Genomic DNA, 15,774 nt, shown 5'->3' with positions numbered 1-15,774 from the left:
TCAGTCATCATGACGCGTATCGACTGGGTTTCCTGGCACGACCACTACGACGAGCCCGGCTCGTCACTGGAGCGGCGGCTGCGCGCCGTGCGGCGGTGGATCGGGGTGGCGCTCGACGAGGGAGCCTCCGAGGTGGTCAGCCTCTGTGCCGGGCAGGGGCGCGACCTGCTGCCGGTGCTGGCCGCGCATCCACGGCGCGGGCAGGTGCGGGCGCGCCTGGTGGAGCTGGACGCACGCAACGTCGCCGAGGCCGGGCGCGACGCCCCGGAGGGGGTCGAGGTGGTGTGCGGTGACGCCGCATTGACGGACGCGTACGCGGGGGCGGTGCCGGCGGACCTGGTGCTGGCGTGCGGGGTGTTCGGCAACATCACCGACGACGACGTCCGCCGTACGGTCGCCACGCTCCCCCAGTTGTGCGCCCCCGGCGCGACGGTGATCTGGACGAGGGGCCGGCACGAGCCCGACCTGGTGCCGGTGATCTCGGGCTGGTTCGAGGACGAGGGCTTCGAGCAGGTGGCCCAGGAGGGCGCCGAGTACGGCTACGGCATCGGCGTCCACCGCTACGCCGGCCCGCCCGTGCCGCTGGAGCCCGGCGTGCGGATGTTCTCCTTCGTCGGCTAGGGCATGCGGGCGCCGCCCGGCCCGGGCGGCCGAGGCTGTGCTTCGTCCTGCGTACTCACCCGCTGCTCGCAACCCTCCGCCGGCGACAGGCGGCGGGCCCGGCTGTCAGGCGGTCAGGCGGTCAGGCGGTCGTCACGTGACGGTAGAGGTCCCGGGTGAGCGTGGTGATGCGCTTGACGGAGGAGTTCCACGTGCCGCCCGCCGGGTGGGCGGTGAGCAGCGCCATGACGTAACGCTCGCCCTTGCCCACCAGCCCGGACGTGTACAGCACCGGCCGCCCGTAGTCGGGCACGCCCGACCCGGTGGCGCGCTGCGCGATCCACGAGATGGGCGCCCCCACCGCCCTGGCGTCGCCGCCGCACTTGACGGGCGGCGTCGTGCCGAACCCCGACCAGCCCTGCTTGACCGCCCACGGCCGCGGCACCGCGTCGGGGATGCCGAAGGTCTGGTCGAAGCCGTCGGTCCCGCACGGGGCGGCCTTGCGCAGGTGGCCGAGGATCGTGTCCCTGACCCTGGGCTCGGCCCGGTCGAGCAGGTAACGGTAGGTGCGCACGATGTCGTACGCGCTCAGCGACGTGTAACCCCAGAACCCTGGCTTGGCGGCGGGCGGCGGCGTGGTGTCGGCCAGGCCCAGCTTGCGGGCCGTCCTGACGATGATCTGCCCCTTGCCGAGGCGGTCCCAGAAGGCGGAGGCGGCGTCGTCGTCGCTGGAGCGCAGCATGATCTGCAGCAACTTGGCGTCGGCCGGCGGCACGCTCTTGCGCCGCTCCAGGTAGTCGATCGCGATGAGGATCTTCACGACCGAGGCCGAGCGGTATTTCCGGTGCGCGTTCCGGGTGGCCACGATCTTGCCGGCGTGCCGGTCGTACACCACCCAGGCCGCGGTCGTGCCGGCCGGGACGCGCGGCGGCTGCACCGCCGCGGGGGCCGCGGGGAGCGCGGCGGCGTGGGCGGGCGTCGCGAGCGCGGCGACGAGCAGGGGCACGGCGGTCAGGGGTGTCGTTCGCACCCGCCTATACCTACCAGATCTTGGCATGACACTCTTGACCGCTCAACGAAAACGGGTATAAACACAGAGGAAACCAACTCGAAACGGTGGTGAATCAACATCATGTACGCCGAGGAGCGGCAGCAGGAGATCCTGCGGAGGGCGCGGGCCGCAGGCCGTGTCGACGTGGTGACGCTGGCCGCCGAGCTCGACGTGACCACCGAGACGATCCGCCGCGACCTGACCGCGCTGGAGCGGGCGGGCGTGCTGCGCCGGGTGCACGGGGGCGCGATCCCCGTCGAACGGCTCGGCTTCGAGCCCGCGCTGGCCGCCCGCGACGAGGTGATGACCGCCGAGAAGGAGCGCATCGCCAAGGCCGCGCTGGCGGAGCTGCCCGAGGACGGGTCCGTGATCATCGACGCGGGCACCACCACGGGCCGCCTGGTCCAGGTGCTGCCCGCCGACCGGGAGCTGACCGTCGTGGTCAACTCCCCGCCGCTGGCGACGGCCCTGGCCGCCCGCGCCAACCTGCACGTGATCATGCTGGGCGGGCGGGTGCGCGGCAAGACCCTGGCCACGGTCGACGACTGGGCGCTGCGCCCGCTGGCCTCGCTCAACGTGGACGTCGCCTTCATGGCGACCAACGGCTGCTCGCCGGCCCGGGGCCTGACCACGCCCGACCCGGCCGAGGCGGCCATCAAACGGGCCATGGTCGAGGCGGCGCAACGCAGCGTGCTGCTGGCCGACCACACGAAGTTCGGCAACACGTACCTGGCCACGTTCGCCCAGCTGAGCGAGATCGACGTGGTGATCACCGACACGGGGCTGGACACGGGGCTGGCCGCCGACGTGGCGGCGGCGGGCCCGGAGGTGATCCGCGCGTGATCCTCACCCTGACCCTCAACCCCAGCCTCGACCGCACCATCGAGATCTCCGCGCTCGACCGGGGCGCGGTGATCCGCGCCGCCACCGCCCACCTCGACCCCGGTGGCAAGGGCGTCAACGTCTCGCGGGCGCTGCTCGCCAACGCGGTCGCCTCACGGGCCGTCGTGCCCTACGGCGGCGACGAGGGCAGGCAGCTCGTCGGCCTGCTGGCCGCCGAGGGGCTGGACATGGTGACTGTCCCGGTGAACGGGCGCACCCGGTCGAACGTCACGCTCGCCGAGCCCGACGGCACCATCACCAAGATCAACGAGCCGGGCACGGCGCTGTCGCCCGGCGAGCTCGACACGATCGCCGAGGCCGTGCTGTCCGCGGCGCACGAGGCGGACTGGGTGGTCGCCTCCGGCAGCCTGCCGCCCGCCGTACCGGCCGACGTCTACGCGCGGCTGTGCCGCAGGTTCGCGGGGGCGGGCATCCACATGGCGGTCGACAGCAGCGGCCCGGCGCTCGAACACGCGCTCGGCGCCGCGCCCGCACTGGTCAAGCCCAACCTGGAGGAGCTGTCGGCGGCCACCGGCATGCCGATCACGTGCCTGGGCGACGTGGCCGCGGCCGCGGCCGAGCTGCGCGCGGCCGGCGCGCGGGCGGTGCTGGCCAGCCTGGGCGCCGACGGCGCCGTTCTCGTCGAGGACGACGGCCTCTGGTACGGCGAGGCGCCCGTGACCGAGCCGCGCAGCTCCGTCGGCGCAGGCGACGCCATGCTGGCGGGTTTCCTGGCCGCGGGCGGCCGCGGCCCGGCGGCCCTGGCACAGGCGCTGGCCTGGGGCTCCGCCGCCGTACGCCTGCCCGGCAGCCGCATGCCGGGCCCGTCCGACATCGACCCGGGCCGTGTCGCCGTCGGCCCGCCCGACCTCGCGCGACCGCTCTCCTCGCCCGCCCTGCCCGCACCGGCGCACCTCCCATAAGCCGGCGGCTGATTTCTGCTCATCCCCGAAGGAGCACGTCCATGGCCGACACCTACACACCCCCGGTCACCGGAACCGGGGCCAAGGCCACCATCCAGCGCATCGGCGGCCATCTGGCCGGCATGATCATGCCGAACATCGGCGCGTTCATCGCCTGGGGCCTGATCACCGCGCTCTTCATCCCGACCGGCTGGCTGCCCAACGAGACGCTGGCGCAGATGGTCGACCCGATCATCAAGACGCTGCTGCCCGTCCTCATCGCCTACACCGGCGGCCGGATGGTCCACGGGCAGCGGGGAGCGGTCGTCGGCGCCGTCGCGGTGATGGGCGTCGTGGTGGGCACGGACGCGCCCATGTTCCTCGGCGCCATGATCATTGGCCCGCTCACCGCCCTGATCCTGAAATATGTGGACAAGTTCACCGAGGCGCGGACCAAGGCCGGCTTCGAGATGCTGGTGGACAACTTCTCCGCCGGCATCGTGGGCGGCGCGATGGCCGTGGCCGGCATGCTCGCCATCGGCCCGGTCGTCGAGACCGTCACCACCGCCGCGGGCAACGCGGTCGAATGGCTGGTCCACAACAACCTGCTGCCGGTGGCGTCCGTGCTCATCGAGCCCGCCAAGGTGCTGTTCCTGAACAACGCCATCAACCACGGCGTGCTCAGCCCGCTGGGCGTGGCCGAGGCCGCCGAGCAGGGCAAGTCGATCCTGTTCATGCTGGAGTCGAACCCCGGGCCGGGGCTGGGGCTGCTGCTGGCGTACCTGCTGTTCGGGCCGCGCACGCTGCGGCCGAGCACGCCCGCCGCGATGATCATCCACTTCTTCGGCGGCATCCACGAGATCTACTTCCCGTACGTGCTCATGAAGCCCCGCCTCATCCTCGCCGTCATCGCGGGCGGCGCGGCCGGGGTGTTCACGTTCATCGTCACGGGGGCCGGCCTGGTGGCCACCCCGTCGCCGGGCAGCATCTTCGCCTACCTCGCGGTCACCCCGAGGGGCGGCTGGCTGGGCTCCGGCCTGGGCATCGTCGTGGCGACGGGCGTGTCGTTCATCGTCGCCGCGCTCCTGCTCGGTTTCGGCCGGGGCGAGAAGGCGGAGCCCGAGGCCACCGAACCCGACACCACCGAACCCGCCACCGTCGAGCCTGCCACCGTCCAGTCAGACAGCACCAAGTCCGTCAAGTCCGACACCGCCGAGCCGAACACCGCCGAGCCCGGCACCGCATCCACCACCGCACCCGTCACCAGGGAGGCCTGAGCCATGGCCGGCATCGACAGCAAGGACATCCACAAGATCATCGTGGCCTGCGACGCGGGCATGGGCAGCAGCGTGATGCTCGCCTCCACGCTCAAGAAGCAGCTCAAGGGCACCGGCGTCACCGTCGAGCACACCCCGGTCGACTCCATCCCGGCCGACGCCGACGTGGTGCTGTGCCACTCCGGCCTGGCCGCCCGGGCGCGGGCCGCCGCCCCGGGCAAGCCGCTGGTGGCGTTCCAGATCTTCCTGGGCGACCCGGCGGTGACCAAGCTCGTCGACGCCATCAAGAACGGCGGCACGGTCGATGCGTGACGACCTGCTCGACCCGCGCGCCGTGCTGCTGCACGAGAGCGCCCCCGACCGCGACGCGGCCATCCGCCGCTGCGGCCGGGCGCTGGTCGAGGTCGGAGCGGTCGCGGAGCCGTACGTCGAGGCCATGCTCGACCGCGAACGGACCATCTCGACCTACGTCGGCGAGGAGGTGGCCATCCCGCACGGCACCGCCGCCTCCAAGGAGGACGTCAAGCGCGACGCGATCTGCGTGGTGCGCTTCCCCGGCGGCGTCGACTGGGACGGCGAGCGGGTCACCCTGTGCGTCGGCATCGCGGCCAAGGGAGACGGGCACGTTCCGCTGCTGGCGGAGCTGGCCGAGATCCTGCTCGACCCCGACCGCGCCAGGACGCTGCGCGAGGCCACCCAGGTCTCGCAGATCATGAAGGAGCTCACATGAAGGTCGCCAGATTCCACGCCCCGGGCGACATCCGCATAGAGGACGCCCCCGAGCCCGTCGCGGGCCCGGGAGAGCTGAAGATCAGGGTGCGCAACTGCTCGACGTGCGGCACCGACGCCAAGATCCACAAGCACGGCCACCACCACATCGTGCCGCCGCGCGTGATGGGCCACGAGATCGCCGGGGAGGTCGTCGACACAGGTGCGCGGGTCCAGGTGATCGCCGCGATCCCGTGCGGGCGGTGCGAGGAGTGCCGGCGCGGCCGGCAGACGATCTGCCCGAACCAGGAGTCGATGGGCTACCACTACGACGGCGGCTTCGCCGAGTACATGATCGTCCCGGCGAAGGTGCTGGCCGTGAACGGCGTCAACGCCATCCCGGACGGCGTCGGCTTCGCCGAGGCGTCGGTGGCCGAGCCGCTGGCGTGCGTGCTCAACGGCCAGTCGCTGGCCCGCGTCGGCGCCGGGGACGACGTGGTCGTCATGGGCGCGGGGCCGATCGGCTGCCTGCACGTCCGCCTGGCCCGGGCGCGCGGCGCGGCCCGCGTCTTCCTGGTGGACGTCAACGCCGAGCGGCTGGCGATGGCCGCCGAGCTGGTCCGCCCGGACGCGGTCATCGACTCCAACCCGGTGGAGCAGGTGCTCAAGCTCACCGGCGGCCGGGGCGCCGACGTGGTGATCACGGCGGCGGCGTCCGGCGCGGCGCAGGAGCAGGCGGTGCGGATGGCGGCCCGGCAGGGGCGCGTCAGCTTCTTCGGCGGCCTGCCGAAGGACGATCCGGTCATCGCGCTCGACTCCAACCTCGTGCACTACCGTGAGCTGACCATCGTCGGCGCGAACGGCTCCAGCCCGGCGCACAACGCCGAGGCGCTGCGGCTGGTGGCCGAGGGCGCCGTGACGGTGTCCGACCTGATCACGCACCGGCTGGAGCTGGAGCAGGTGCTCGACGGCATCGACCTGGTCAGCCGGGGCGCGGCCATCAAGGTAACCATCGAGCCGTAGAGGAGGCGCTCGACATGGCACAGCGTACGGTGACCGTGGCCTCGGCCAGCGGCCTGCACGCCCGTCCCGCCAAGCTGTTCGTGCAGGCGGCGATGAAGGCGGAGGTTCCGGTGACGATCCGGGCCGGCGAGAAGACGGTGCCGGCGAAGAGCATGCTGGGCGTGCTGTCGCTGGGCGCCGTCCACGGCACGGAGGTCACCCTGGAGGCCGACGGCCCGGGCGCCGAGGAGGCCCTCGACACCCTGGCCGCCCTGCTGTCCCGCGACCTCGACGCGGAAGACCCCGCCCATGCCTGACACCCTGGCCGGGCTCGGGGTGAGTCAGGGGCGGGCGGCCGGGCCGGTGGTGCGGATGGCGGGGCCGCCGGCGCTGCCCGCGCCCAGGCCCGTCACCGACCCCGGTGCCGAGACGGCCGCCGTCGGGTCGGCACTGGAGGCGGTGGCCGCGGACCTCACGAGGCGGGCCGCGACCGCGCGGGGCGAGGCGGCGGAGATCCTGGAGGCGCTCGCCATGATCGCCGACGACCCGACGCTGCGCGAGGACGCCGAGACCCGGGCCCGCGACGGCCTCGACGCCGCCCACGCCCTCGACGCGGCCTTCGCCCAGCACCGCGACGCCCTGTCGGCGCTCGGCGGCTACCTCGCCGAGCGGGCCGCCGACCTGGACGACCTCAAGCACCGGGCGGTGGCGTTCACGCTCGGCCTGCCGATGCCGGGCCTGCCCGCGCCCGGTCACCCGTACGTGCTGGTGGCCGAGGACCTGTCGCCCGCCGACACGGCGGGCCTGGGCCCCGACGTGCTCGCGCTCGTCACGGAGCGCGGCGGCCCGACGAGCCACACGGCGATCCTGGCCCGCGGTCGCGGCCTGCCCGCCGTCGTGGCGTGCCGCGGCATCAGGGACGTCCCCGACGGCACGCTCGTCGGCGTGGACGGCGCCACCGGCGAGGTCGCCGTCGGCCTGACCGGTGAGGAGGCCGAGCTGATCCGGGAACGCGACCGCGCCGAACGCGCCCGGCTCGCCGCGAGCCAGGGCCCGGGCAGGACCGCCGACGGCCACCCGGTCAAGCTCCTGCTGAACATCGGCTCGGCCGCGGACCTCGTTCCCGACGGCGAGGGCGTGGGCCTGTTCCGCACGGAGTTCCTGTTCCTCGACCGCAAGCAGGCGCCGCCGTTCGAGGAGCAGGTGGCCGCCTACGCCGAGGTGCTGGGCCGGGTGGAGAGCGTCATCGTGCGCACGCTGGACGCCGGCACCGACAAGCCGCTGCCGTTCCTGGGCCTGCCGGAGGAGCCGAACCCGGCGCTCGGTGTGCGGGGGCTGCGGGTGGAGCGCCTGCTGGACGGCGTCCTGGACACCCAGCTGGAGGCGATCGCCGAGGCGGCGAGGGCGACGGGCGCGCAGGCGTGGGTGATGGCGCCGATGGTGACCACGGTGGAGGAGGCGGCCGCTTTCGCGCGGAGCGCCCGTGCCAAGGGCATCGCCAAGGTCGGCGTGATGATCGAGGTCCCGGCGGCGGCGCTGCGGGCACGGGCGTTGTTGCGGGAGGTGGACTTCCTCAGCATCGGCACGAACGACCTGGCCCAGTACACCTTCGCCGCCGACCGCCAGCACCCCGCCCTGGCCGACCTGCTCGACCCGCGCCAGCCCGCCCTGCTGGAGCTCATCGCCATGTGCGCGGCGGCGGGCGCGGAGGCGGGCAAGCCGGTGGGCGTGTGCGGCGAGGCGGCCGGCGACCCGGCGCTCGCGCCGCTGCTGGTGGGGCTGGGGGTGACGAGCCTGTCGATGGCGCCGGTGTGCGTGCCCGCCGTACGCGAGGCGCTGGCCGGGCTCACCTTGCGGGAGTGCCGCGAACGCGCCCGCGCCGCCCGGGAGTGACTTAGCCCGGCCAGTACGGCTCCACCCGCTGGGCGGCGGCCACGATGGCCGAACCGTCCAGCGGGGCGAACGTCAGGTCGATGCCGCCGAGGGGCCACTCCAGGGCGAGCTCGAAGGTCTCCTCGGGCGGCAGCGGCCACAACCACAGCGCGGACGCGTGCACCTGGACCTCGTCGCTCACGCGTACCGCACCCGCGCTGGGGAACCAGCTCAGCCGCGGGCCCGGCGGGGGCTGCTGCCCGGGACGGGGATCCCAGCTCATGCCGACGGTGGTGGCCTTGGTGCCGTCGGCGTAGCGAACGCCGAAGCGCAGCAGCCGGTCCGGCAACCGGTCACCGCCGCGCGACATGACGTGCGCCATCGGGAAGACCGACATGTGCAGCTCCCAGGCGTCATCCGGCGAGAGCTCAGCCTGCCGTACCAGGATCTCCACGTCGATCGAGCAGCCGCTCCTGTACGCCCGCACCGCGGGCACGGCGACGGCCACGTTCGTGCTGCGGGCCGCCACGACGCCGGCCTGCACGACCACGCCCATCTCGTCGGCGGGCGGCGCGAACCACGCCGGCAACCCCATCCGCGCCCGCGGCGGGGGGCCGGCCATCTGCTCGCCCGGCGGCGGCGGCTCGAAGAACATGTCTCATCCTCCCCGACACCCCCACCTCCGGCCAGGCCCATTCATCGACCGGCCGCCCGGCCTGTCGGCCGAGTACTCAGCGGAGAGGAGCCGCTCGACCCGTCAGGCGGCGGGCTCGGGGTTGTGGGCGCGCAGGTGGAGGGTGTCGTTCTGGACGTCCACGGTGACCTTGCCGCCTTCCTCGACCTCCCCGGTCAGGAGGAGCGTCGACAGTCGGTTGTCCAGTTCGCGTTGTACGGTGCGGCGCAACGGGCGGGCGCCGAACTCGGGCTGGTGGCCGCGGCGGGCCAGCCAGTCCTTGGCGGCGTCCGTGACCTCCAGCGTCACGTCCTGGCCGCGCAGCCGCTGACGGGTGCGTTCCAGCAGCAGGTCCACGATCTGGCGGAGCTGGCCGGGTTCGAGGCGCTTGAAGATGATCGTCTCGTCGATGCGGTTGAGGAGCTCCGGGCGGACGGAGTGCCGCAGGAGATCCATGAGCTGGTTCTCCAGCTGGGGCGAGTCGGCTGGGGCGTCCAGGATGAGCTGGGCGCCGATGTTGCTGGTCATGATGACGATGGTGTTGCCGAAGTCGACCGTGCGGCCCTGGCCGTCGGTCAGGCGGCCGTCGTCGAGCAGCTGCAGCAGGATGTTCATGACGTCGGGGTGGGCCTTCTCGACCTCGTCCAGCAGGACCACCCCGTGCGGGCGGCGGCGTACGGCCTCGGTGAGCTGGCCGGCCTCCTCGTAGCCGACGTAGCCGGGCGGGGCGCCGATGAGGCGGGAGACGGTGTGCCGCTCCTGGAACTCGCTCATGTCGATGCGCACCATGTGGTTCTCGCCGCCGAACAGGGCGGCGGCCAGGGCGCGGGCCAGCTCCGTCTTGCCGACGCCGGTCGGGCCGAGGAACAGGAAGCTGCCGATCGGCCGGTCCGGGTCCGACAGGCCCGCCCTGGCCCGGCGTACGGCCTCGGCGATGGCGTTGACGGCCTCGTCCTGGCCGATCACCCGCTCGTGCAGGTGCTCCTCCAGGCGCATGAGCCGGTCGCGTTCCTGCTGGGTGAGCTGGGTGACGGGGATGCCGGTGCGGCGGGAGACGACCTCGGCGATGTCCTCGACCATGACCTGCGGGACGGACTCGTCGCCGTGCCTGGCCCGCTCCAGCTCCGGCCGGAGCTTGCCGATCTGCGTGGTCAGCTCCTTGGCCCGGTCGAAGTCGTCGGCGGCGACCGCCTGGTCCTTGTCCCGGCGCAGCGCCTGCAGGCGTTCCTCCAGCTCGCGTACGTCGGCGCCGGGCGTGCGCGAGCGCAGCCGCACCCGCGCGGAGGCCTGGTCCATGAGGTCGATGGCCTTGTCGGGCAGGAAGCGGTCGGTGATGTAGCGGGCCGACAGGGTGGCGGCGGCGTCCAAGGCCTCGTCGGTGATGCGGACCTGGTGGTGCGCCTCGTAGGCGTCGCGCAGCCCGGCGAGGATCTCGACCGTCTCCTCGACGGTCGGCTCGGCGACGAGGACCGGCTGGAAGCGGCGTTCGAGCGCGGCGTCCTTCTCGATGTGCTTGCGGTACTCGTCGATGGTCGTGGCGGCGACGACGTGCAGGTCGCCGCGGGCGAGCGCGGGCTTGAGGATGTTGGCGGCGTCCATGCCGCCCTCGGCCGCGCCGGCGCCGACGAGGGTGTGCGCCTCGTCGATGAAGACGATGACCTCGTCGGCGTGGGCGCGCACCTCGTCCACGACCTTCTTGACGCGCTCCTCGAACTCGCCTCGGTACTTCGTCCCGGCCACCATGCCGGTCAGGTCGAGGGCGACGACGCGGCGATCCTTCAGGGTGTCGGGCACGGCGCCGTTCACGATGCGCTGGGCGATCCCCTCCACGATGGCGGTCTTGCCGACGCCGGGCTCGCCGATGAGGCACGGGTTGTTCTTGGTACGGCGGGAGAGCACCTCGATGGCCTGCTCGATCTCGTCCGCGCGGCCGACGACGGGGTCGATGGCGCCCTGCCGGGCCGCCTCGGTGAGGTCGCGGCCGTACTCGTCGAGCGACGGCGTGCCGGTTTCGCGCGGGGCGTGGCCGCCGCGTGCCGGGCCGGCGAGCATGGCCTGCTGCAGCTCGTTCGCGGAGACGCCCTGCTCCTGCAGGAGGCGGGCGGCGCCCGAGTCAGGGTTGGCGGCGAGCGCGAGCAGCAGGTGCTCGGGCCCGATGTACGACGACTGCAGGGCCCGCGACAGCCGCTGGGCGTCCAGAAGGGCGCGTTTGGCCGCGGGTGAGAGCGTCGAGGGCGGCTCGGCGGCGACACGAGGGCCGGCGGTGGCGTCGACCCGGTCGCGCAGCCGGCCGGTGTCCGCGCCGGCCGTGCGCAGGATCGCCTGCGTCGCGTCGTCTTCGATCAGCGCGCGCAGCAGGTCGAGCACGTCGAGGTCGGCGGCCCCGCGGTGCGCGGCGCCCTCCAGCGCGCGGTTCAGGACCTCGCGGGCGGAGGCGCTGAGCAGCCGGCCCACATCGACGCGGTGCACGCTGGGCCGCGACGGCGGCCAGCCCTCCGCACCGCCGAAGACCCGCCCCGTGAGCTCCTCGAAGCCGCGGAACGGGTCTCCTCCGAAGAACGACTTGAACGGCATGTCGGACATCTTGCGCCCCCCTCGTACTCAGGGGACATCTAGCCGTCCGTACCGAAAGTCATAGCCAGTGTTCGGCAAAGTCACGGACGGCGGCGCAGCCTGGCGTCGGTGAGCTCGGGCGGCTGCCAGCCGGCGTCGGCCGCGTTGAGCGTGACGCCCGGCGGGACGATCTCGTCGATGCGGTCGAGCACGTCGTCGCTCAGCCGCACCTCGTCGGCGCCGAGCTGGCCCTCCAGGTGTTCCATGGTGCGCGGCCCGATGATCGCCGAGGTCACCGCGCGGTGCCGCAGGGTGAACGCGATCGCCAGCTGGATCAGGGTGAGCCCGGCCTCCTCGGCCAGCCGGGCGAGTTGCTCGACGGCGTCGAGCTTGCGCTGGTTGGGCTCCAGCTCCAGGTCGTAGCGCTGCGGCAGCCGCTCTGCGCGGCGCGTGCGCGGCAGCTCCTGGCCCTTGCGGTAGCGGCCGGTCAGCCAGCCGCCGGCCAGCGGGCTCCAGACGATGACGCCCATGTCGTACTTCTCGGCCACGGGCAGCACGTCGGCCTCGATCCCGCGGACGAGCAGGGAGTACGGCGGCTGCTCGCACACGAACCGCTCCAGCGGGCGCCGCCGCGCGGCCCACTGCGCCTCGACGACCTGGTGCGCCGGGAACGTGGAGCTGCCGAGGTAGCGGACCTTGCCCTGGCGGACGAGGTCGGTCAGGGCGCCGAGGGTCTCCTCGACGTCGGTGTGCGGGTCGGGACGGTGGATCTGGTAGAGGTCGATCCAGTCGGTGCCGAGGCGGCGCAGGCTGTTCTCGACCGCCTGGAAGATCCAGCGGCGGGAGTTGCCGCGTTCGTTGGGGCCCTCGCCCATGACGCCGTGGCACTTGGTGGCCAGCACGACCTGGTCACGCTTGCCGGACTTGGCGAGGGCGCGGCCGACGTACTCCTCCGACTGGCCGCGGGCGTAGACGTCGGCGGTGTCGATGAAGTTGACACCGGAGTCGAGTGCCCGGTCGATGATGCGGGCGGACTCGTCGGGGTCGGGGTTCCCCCATCCGCCGAACATCATCGCCCCGAGGCAGAGGGGGCTGACTTGGAGACCGGTACGTCCGAGTACGCGATATTCAGTCACGCCTCTCACTCTGTCGCAACGAGCTCGATGATGGGAGTGTCGCCGGAGACGAGTTCGAGCGTGCGGTGGACGGTGCCGGGGTTGTCGAGCAGCGCCATGATGACGGCGGCCACGTCGTCGCGCGGGACGGAGCCGGGCGGCACCTCGGGGGCCAGCCGCACGAGACCGGTGCCGGGCTCGTCGGTCAGGCGGCCGGGGCGCAGGATCGTCCAGGCGAGGTCGCGGCGGCGCAGGTCGTCCTCGGCCTCGGTCTTGGCCCTGATGTAGGCGGCCCACACCTCGTCGCCGCCGGCGGGCGGCTTGCCGGCGCCCATGGAGGAGATCTGGATGAACCGGCGCGCGCCCATGCGTTCGGCGGCCTCGGCGAGCAGCACGGCGGCGCCGCGGTCGACGGTGTCCTTGCGCGGCGCGCCGCTGCCGGGCCCCGCTCCTGCGGCGAACACGACGGCGTCGGCGCCCTCGACGATCCGGGCGACCTCCTCGGCGCTCGCCTTCTCCAGGTCGCACACCACGGCCTCGGCGCCGGTGGCCTCGACGTCGGCGACGTGGGCCGGGTTGCGTACCAGCCCCACCGCACCGGACTTGAGCCGGGCGGCCAGCCGCAGCGCGATCTTCCCGTGGCCCCCCGCGATGATGATCCGCATGCCTGCCATGGTGTCATGGACGGGTGGAGGACTTCCCCGAGGCCCCGGCGCCCCGCGTTCCTCTTCGATCTCGACGGCACCCTGATCGACGGCGTCTCCCGAGCAGATCGACGAGCTGCCCCGCGTGGCGTGCTCGGCATCGGGCTGCTGTCGGGAGGGTATGGCAGGGACCGAACTGGAACGGGCGGCTTCCGGGTGCACGCCGATCCGGCGGACATGCTCGACCGGCTGGACGAGCTCGGCGTACGGCAGGGCGACTGACGGGAATATCCCTCCGAACTCGGAAGCTGGACCATCCGTATTCCCCATAGAGGAGCTGAGATGGACTTGGCAGATATCGGCGTCACCGGCCTCGCGACCATGGGGCGCAACCTGGCCCGCAACCTGGCCAGGCACGGGTACGCGGTGGCGGTGCACAACCGCTCGCACGGCCGTACGCAGCAGCTGGTCAAGGAGTTCGGCGGGGAGGGCACGTTCGTGCCGTCCGAGGACCTCGCCGGGTTCGTGGCCTCGTTGAAGCGCCCGCGACGGGTGATCATCATGGTGAAGGCCGGGGCCGGCACCGACGCGGTGATCGACCAGCTGGCCGAGCTGATGGAGCCGGGCGACATGATCGTCGACGGCGGCAACGCGCACTTCCAGGACACCCGGCGGCGCGAGGCGGCGCTGCGCGAGAAGGGCCTGCACTTCGTCGGCACCGGCATCTCCGGCGGCGAGGAGGGCGCGCTGCACGGCCCGAGCATCATGCCGGGCGGGTCGAAGGAGTCGTGGGAGGCGCTCGGCCCGATCCTGCAGGACATCGCGGCCCAGGTCGACGGCGTGCCCTGCAGCGTGCACGTCGGCCCCGACGGCGCCGGCCACTTCGTGAAGATGGTGCACAACGGCATCGAATACTCCGACATGCAGCTGATCGCGGAGTCGTACGACCTGCTGCGCCAGGCGCTGGGCGCCTCGCCGGCCGAGCTGGCCGAGGTGTTCAGGGAGTGGAACCGGGGCGAGCTCGACTCCTACCTGATCGAGATCACCGCCGAGGTGCTCGACCAGGTGGACGCCGAGACGGGCAAGCCGTTCGTGGACGTCGTGGTGGATCAGGCCGAGCAGAAGGGCACCGGCCGCTGGACGGTGCAGAGCGCGCTCGACCTGGGCGTGCCGGTGACGGGCATCGCCGAGGCCACGTTCGCGCGGGCGCTGTCGGGCCACCCGGAGCAGCGGGCCGCGGCGGCGTCGCTGGCGGGGCCGAAGCTGTCCGGCGTGGGCGGGCGCGAGCTGATCGAGGACGTGCGCCAGGCCCTGTACGCGTCCAAGATCGTCGCGTACGCGCAGGGGTTCGACCAGATGGCGGCGGCCTCGAAGGAGTACGGCTGGGACCTCGACCTCGGGGCGATGGCCACGATCTGGCGCGGCGGCTGCATCATCCGCGCCAAGTTCCTCGACCGCATCCGGGAGGCGTACGACGCCAACCCGCAGTTGCCGACGCTGCTGGCCGACCCGACGTTCGCCGCGGCGCTGGAGGCGGCGCAGGAGTCGTGGCGGCGGGTGGTGACCACGGCGGTGCAGACCGGCGTGCCGACGCCCGGCTTCTCCTCGGCCCTGGCCTACTACGACGCGCTGCGCCGCGACCGCCTGCCGGCCGCGCTGGTGCAGGGGTTGCGCGACTTCTTCGGCGCGCACACCTACCAGCGGGTCGACAAGGAGGGCGCCTTCCACACCGACTGGTCGGGCGACCGCACCGAGAGCCCGGCCTGACCGCTCAGCGCGTGCCGCGCATCGGAGGGTTGGCGACGGCCGTGACCAGGCAGAAGCCGATCGGCCCCGCCGTGTCGTGCATCGTGACCTGGCCGGTCGCGACGCCCTCCGCGCTCGCGTGCCCGGTGGCCTCCAGGCCGACGAGCTCGCCCTCGGGCAGCCGGGCCAGCGTGAGCGTGTAGTCGGCGTTGATGAAGCGCAGGCCGTCGGGCTGGGAGTTGCTCAGCGGGCTGGCGAAGTCGGCGGCCAGCGCGGCGCGCACGAGCGGGGTGAGCGGCTCGTCGTCCACCAGCGGGTGCGTCTCGCGCATCCACACCCGGCCGGGCCCCGGCAGGCTCCAGCCGGACAGCTGCCACAGCTCGAACGGCGGGATCCAGCCGCCGCGGCCCGGGGCGGGCGGCCCGGAGGGGGGCTGCTCGTCCCACGGGGGCGTGGTGACCGTGCGCTCGCCCTCGGGCTGCTCACCCTTGCGCAGCAGCACGGCGGAGACCCGGCCGATGGCCCCCTGGGAGGTGGAGATCACCGCGTCGGCCACCCGGATCCGGCGGCCGTCCCTGACCAGGGTGGTCTCGACGGCGACCGGCAGCAGCGGGCTGTTGCGGAACAGGTCGACGGTCAGCCGGGCGAAGAGCAGGCCCGGCTCGCCGTGACGCTCCTCCAGCACACGGGCGGCGAGCCCGCCGAGCAGGCGGCCGTGCAGCATGTCGGGGGACCAGGGGCCCCGGGCG

17 protein-coding genes are annotated in these 15,774 nt (G+C 73.2%); 11 read left to right on the top strand and 6 right to left on the bottom strand.

The genetic code is table 11. The features are described 5' to 3' along the window. The first annotated feature begins 9 nt into the window (after positions 1-9). Positions 10-621, top strand: a complete 612-nt coding sequence (locus E1286_RS27170) for a class I SAM-dependent methyltransferase (protein WP_132616810.1) — start codon at positions 10-12, stop codon at positions 619-621. Between the two features lie 121 nt (positions 622-742). Here the strand turns inward: E1286_RS27170 and E1286_RS27165 are convergent, their stop codons facing one another. After that, the gene (locus tag E1286_RS27165; protein ID WP_246075206.1) at positions 743-1,630 is read right to left on the bottom strand and encodes a D-alanyl-D-alanine carboxypeptidase family protein; all 888 of its coding nucleotides are present in this window, start codon (positions 1,628-1,630) and stop codon (positions 743-745) included. Between the two features lie 102 nt (positions 1,631-1,732). Between E1286_RS27165 and E1286_RS27160 the strand changes: the two genes are divergently transcribed. Genes E1286_RS27160 through ptsP form a run of 8 tightly spaced genes read left to right on the top strand, consistent with a single transcriptional unit; the run spans position 1,733 to position 8,315 of the window. Further along, positions 1,733-2,494, top strand: a complete 762-nt coding sequence (locus E1286_RS27160) for a DeoR/GlpR family DNA-binding transcription regulator (RefSeq protein ID WP_132616806.1) — start codon at positions 1,733-1,735, stop codon at positions 2,492-2,494. After that, positions 2,491-3,456 carry a 1-phosphofructokinase gene (gene pfkB / locus E1286_RS27155; protein WP_132616804.1) on the top strand — a complete coding sequence of 322 codons (966 nt, stop codon included), beginning with the start codon at positions 2,491-2,493 and terminating at the stop codon, positions 3,454-3,456. The genes E1286_RS27160 and pfkB overlap by 4 nt, the downstream gene beginning before the upstream one ends. Positions 3,457-3,497: 41 nt before the next feature. Further along, positions 3,498-4,712: a mannitol-specific PTS transporter subunit IIC gene (gene mtlA / locus E1286_RS27150; protein WP_246075204.1), complete on the top strand. Its 1,215-nt coding sequence runs from the start codon at positions 3,498-3,500 to the stop codon at positions 4,710-4,712. A 3-nt stretch (positions 4,713-4,715) separates the two neighbouring features. Further along, the gene (locus E1286_RS49435) at positions 4,716-5,024 is read left to right on the top strand and encodes a PTS sugar transporter subunit IIBC family protein (RefSeq protein WP_223190434.1); all 309 of its coding nucleotides are present in this window, start codon (positions 4,716-4,718) and stop codon (positions 5,022-5,024) included. Further along, positions 5,017-5,442 carry a PTS mannitol transporter subunit IIA gene (locus E1286_RS27145; RefSeq protein ID WP_132616802.1) on the top strand — a complete coding sequence of 142 codons (426 nt, stop codon included), beginning with the start codon at positions 5,017-5,019 and terminating at the stop codon, positions 5,440-5,442. Before E1286_RS49435 ends, E1286_RS27145 begins: the two co-directional genes overlap by 8 nt. Then, positions 5,439-6,443 (top strand): zinc-dependent dehydrogenase, encoded by a 1,005-nt coding sequence (locus E1286_RS27140; RefSeq protein ID WP_132616800.1) that lies wholly within the window; start codon positions 5,439-5,441, stop codon positions 6,441-6,443. The genes E1286_RS27145 and E1286_RS27140 overlap by 4 nt, the downstream gene beginning before the upstream one ends. Before the next feature lie 14 nt (positions 6,444-6,457). Beyond that, positions 6,458-6,739, top strand: coding sequence for an HPr family phosphocarrier protein (locus E1286_RS27135; RefSeq protein ID WP_132616798.1), 282 nt, complete (start codon positions 6,458-6,460; stop codon positions 6,737-6,739). Beyond that, positions 6,732-8,315 (top strand): phosphoenolpyruvate--protein phosphotransferase, encoded by a 1,584-nt coding sequence (gene ptsP, locus E1286_RS27130; RefSeq protein ID WP_132616796.1) that lies wholly within the window; start codon positions 6,732-6,734, stop codon positions 8,313-8,315. The genes E1286_RS27135 and ptsP overlap by 8 nt, the downstream gene beginning before the upstream one ends. 1 nt (position 8,316) lies before the next feature. Here ptsP and E1286_RS27125 read toward each other — a convergent pair whose 3' ends face one another. The 4 genes from E1286_RS27125 to E1286_RS27110 form a co-directional block, all read right to left on the bottom strand. Next, on the bottom strand, positions 8,317-8,949 hold the full coding sequence (locus E1286_RS27125; RefSeq protein ID WP_132616794.1) for a hypothetical protein: 633 nt from the start codon (positions 8,947-8,949) through the stop codon (positions 8,317-8,319). A 102-nt stretch (positions 8,950-9,051) separates the two neighbouring features. Beyond that, entirely contained in the window at positions 9,052-11,550 is a 2,499-nt protein-coding gene (locus E1286_RS27120) for an ATP-dependent Clp protease ATP-binding subunit (RefSeq protein ID WP_132616792.1), read from the bottom strand. A 71-nt stretch (positions 11,551-11,621) separates the two neighbouring features. Beyond that, entirely contained in the window at positions 11,622-12,656 is a 1,035-nt protein-coding gene (locus tag E1286_RS27115; protein WP_132616790.1) for an aldo/keto reductase, read from the bottom strand. A 5-nt stretch (positions 12,657-12,661) separates the two neighbouring features. After that, a complete protein-coding gene (locus E1286_RS27110; RefSeq protein ID WP_132616788.1) occupies positions 12,662-13,300 on the bottom strand; it encodes an NAD(P)H-binding protein in 639 nt (212 codons plus the stop codon). A 15-nt stretch (positions 13,301-13,315) separates the two neighbouring features. Here E1286_RS27110 and E1286_RS50500 point away from each other — a divergent pair, with 15 nt between their 5' ends. Beyond that, on the top strand, positions 13,316-13,561 hold the full coding sequence (locus E1286_RS50500; protein WP_246075202.1) for a hypothetical protein: 246 nt from the start codon (positions 13,316-13,318) through the stop codon (positions 13,559-13,561). Between the two features lie 60 nt (positions 13,562-13,621). After that, positions 13,622-15,046 (top strand): NADP-dependent phosphogluconate dehydrogenase, encoded by a 1,425-nt coding sequence (gene gndA / locus E1286_RS27100; protein WP_132616786.1) that lies wholly within the window; start codon positions 13,622-13,624, stop codon positions 15,044-15,046. A 4-nt stretch (positions 15,047-15,050) separates the two neighbouring features. Here the strand turns inward: gndA and E1286_RS27095 are convergent. Continuing rightward, positions 15,051-15,774, bottom strand: a 724-nt coding sequence (locus tag E1286_RS27095) for an acyl-CoA thioesterase domain-containing protein (RefSeq protein ID WP_132616784.1), incomplete at its 5' end; no start/stop codon positions are given.

The organism is Nonomuraea terrae, assembly GCF_004348995.1.
In the GTDB taxonomy this organism is placed as follows: Bacteria; Actinomycetota; Actinomycetes; order Streptosporangiales; family Streptosporangiaceae; genus Nonomuraea; species Nonomuraea terrae.
Note: the sequence above shows the minus strand (reverse complement) of the source record. Positions and strands in the feature narration are given on the sequence as shown.

Coding starts and splice junctions, on each gene's coding strand:
- E1286_RS27170 (WP_132616810.1), top strand. CDS start 10: ATGACGCGTATCGACTGGGTTTCCTGGCACGACCACTACGACGAGCCC.
- E1286_RS27160 (WP_132616806.1), top strand. CDS start 1,733: ATGTACGCCGAGGAGCGGCAGCAGGAGATCCTGCGGAGGGCGCGGGCC.
- mtlA (WP_246075204.1), top strand. CDS start 3,498: ATGGCCGACACCTACACACCCCCGGTCACCGGAACCGGGGCCAAGGCC.
- E1286_RS49435 (WP_223190434.1), top strand. CDS start 4,716: ATGGCCGGCATCGACAGCAAGGACATCCACAAGATCATCGTGGCCTGC.
- E1286_RS27145 (WP_132616802.1), top strand. CDS start 5,017: ATGCGTGACGACCTGCTCGACCCGCGCGCCGTGCTGCTGCACGAGAGC.
- E1286_RS27140 (WP_132616800.1), top strand. CDS start 5,439: ATGAAGGTCGCCAGATTCCACGCCCCGGGCGACATCCGCATAGAGGAC.
- E1286_RS27135 (WP_132616798.1), top strand. CDS start 6,458: ATGGCACAGCGTACGGTGACCGTGGCCTCGGCCAGCGGCCTGCACGCC.
- ptsP (WP_132616796.1), top strand. CDS start 6,732: ATGCCTGACACCCTGGCCGGGCTCGGGGTGAGTCAGGGGCGGGCGGCC.
- E1286_RS27125 (WP_132616794.1), bottom strand. CDS start 8,949: ATGTTCTTCGAGCCGCCGCCGCCGGGCGAGCAGATGGCCGGCCCCCCG.
- E1286_RS27120 (WP_132616792.1), bottom strand. CDS start 11,550: ATGTCCGACATGCCGTTCAAGTCGTTCTTCGGAGGAGACCCGTTCCGC.
- E1286_RS27110 (WP_132616788.1), bottom strand. CDS start 13,300: ATGCGGATCATCATCGCGGGGGGCCACGGGAAGATCGCGCTGCGGCTG.
- E1286_RS50500 (WP_246075202.1), top strand. CDS start 13,316: ATGGACGGGTGGAGGACTTCCCCGAGGCCCCGGCGCCCCGCGTTCCTC.
- gndA (WP_132616786.1), top strand. CDS start 13,622: ATGGACTTGGCAGATATCGGCGTCACCGGCCTCGCGACCATGGGGCGC.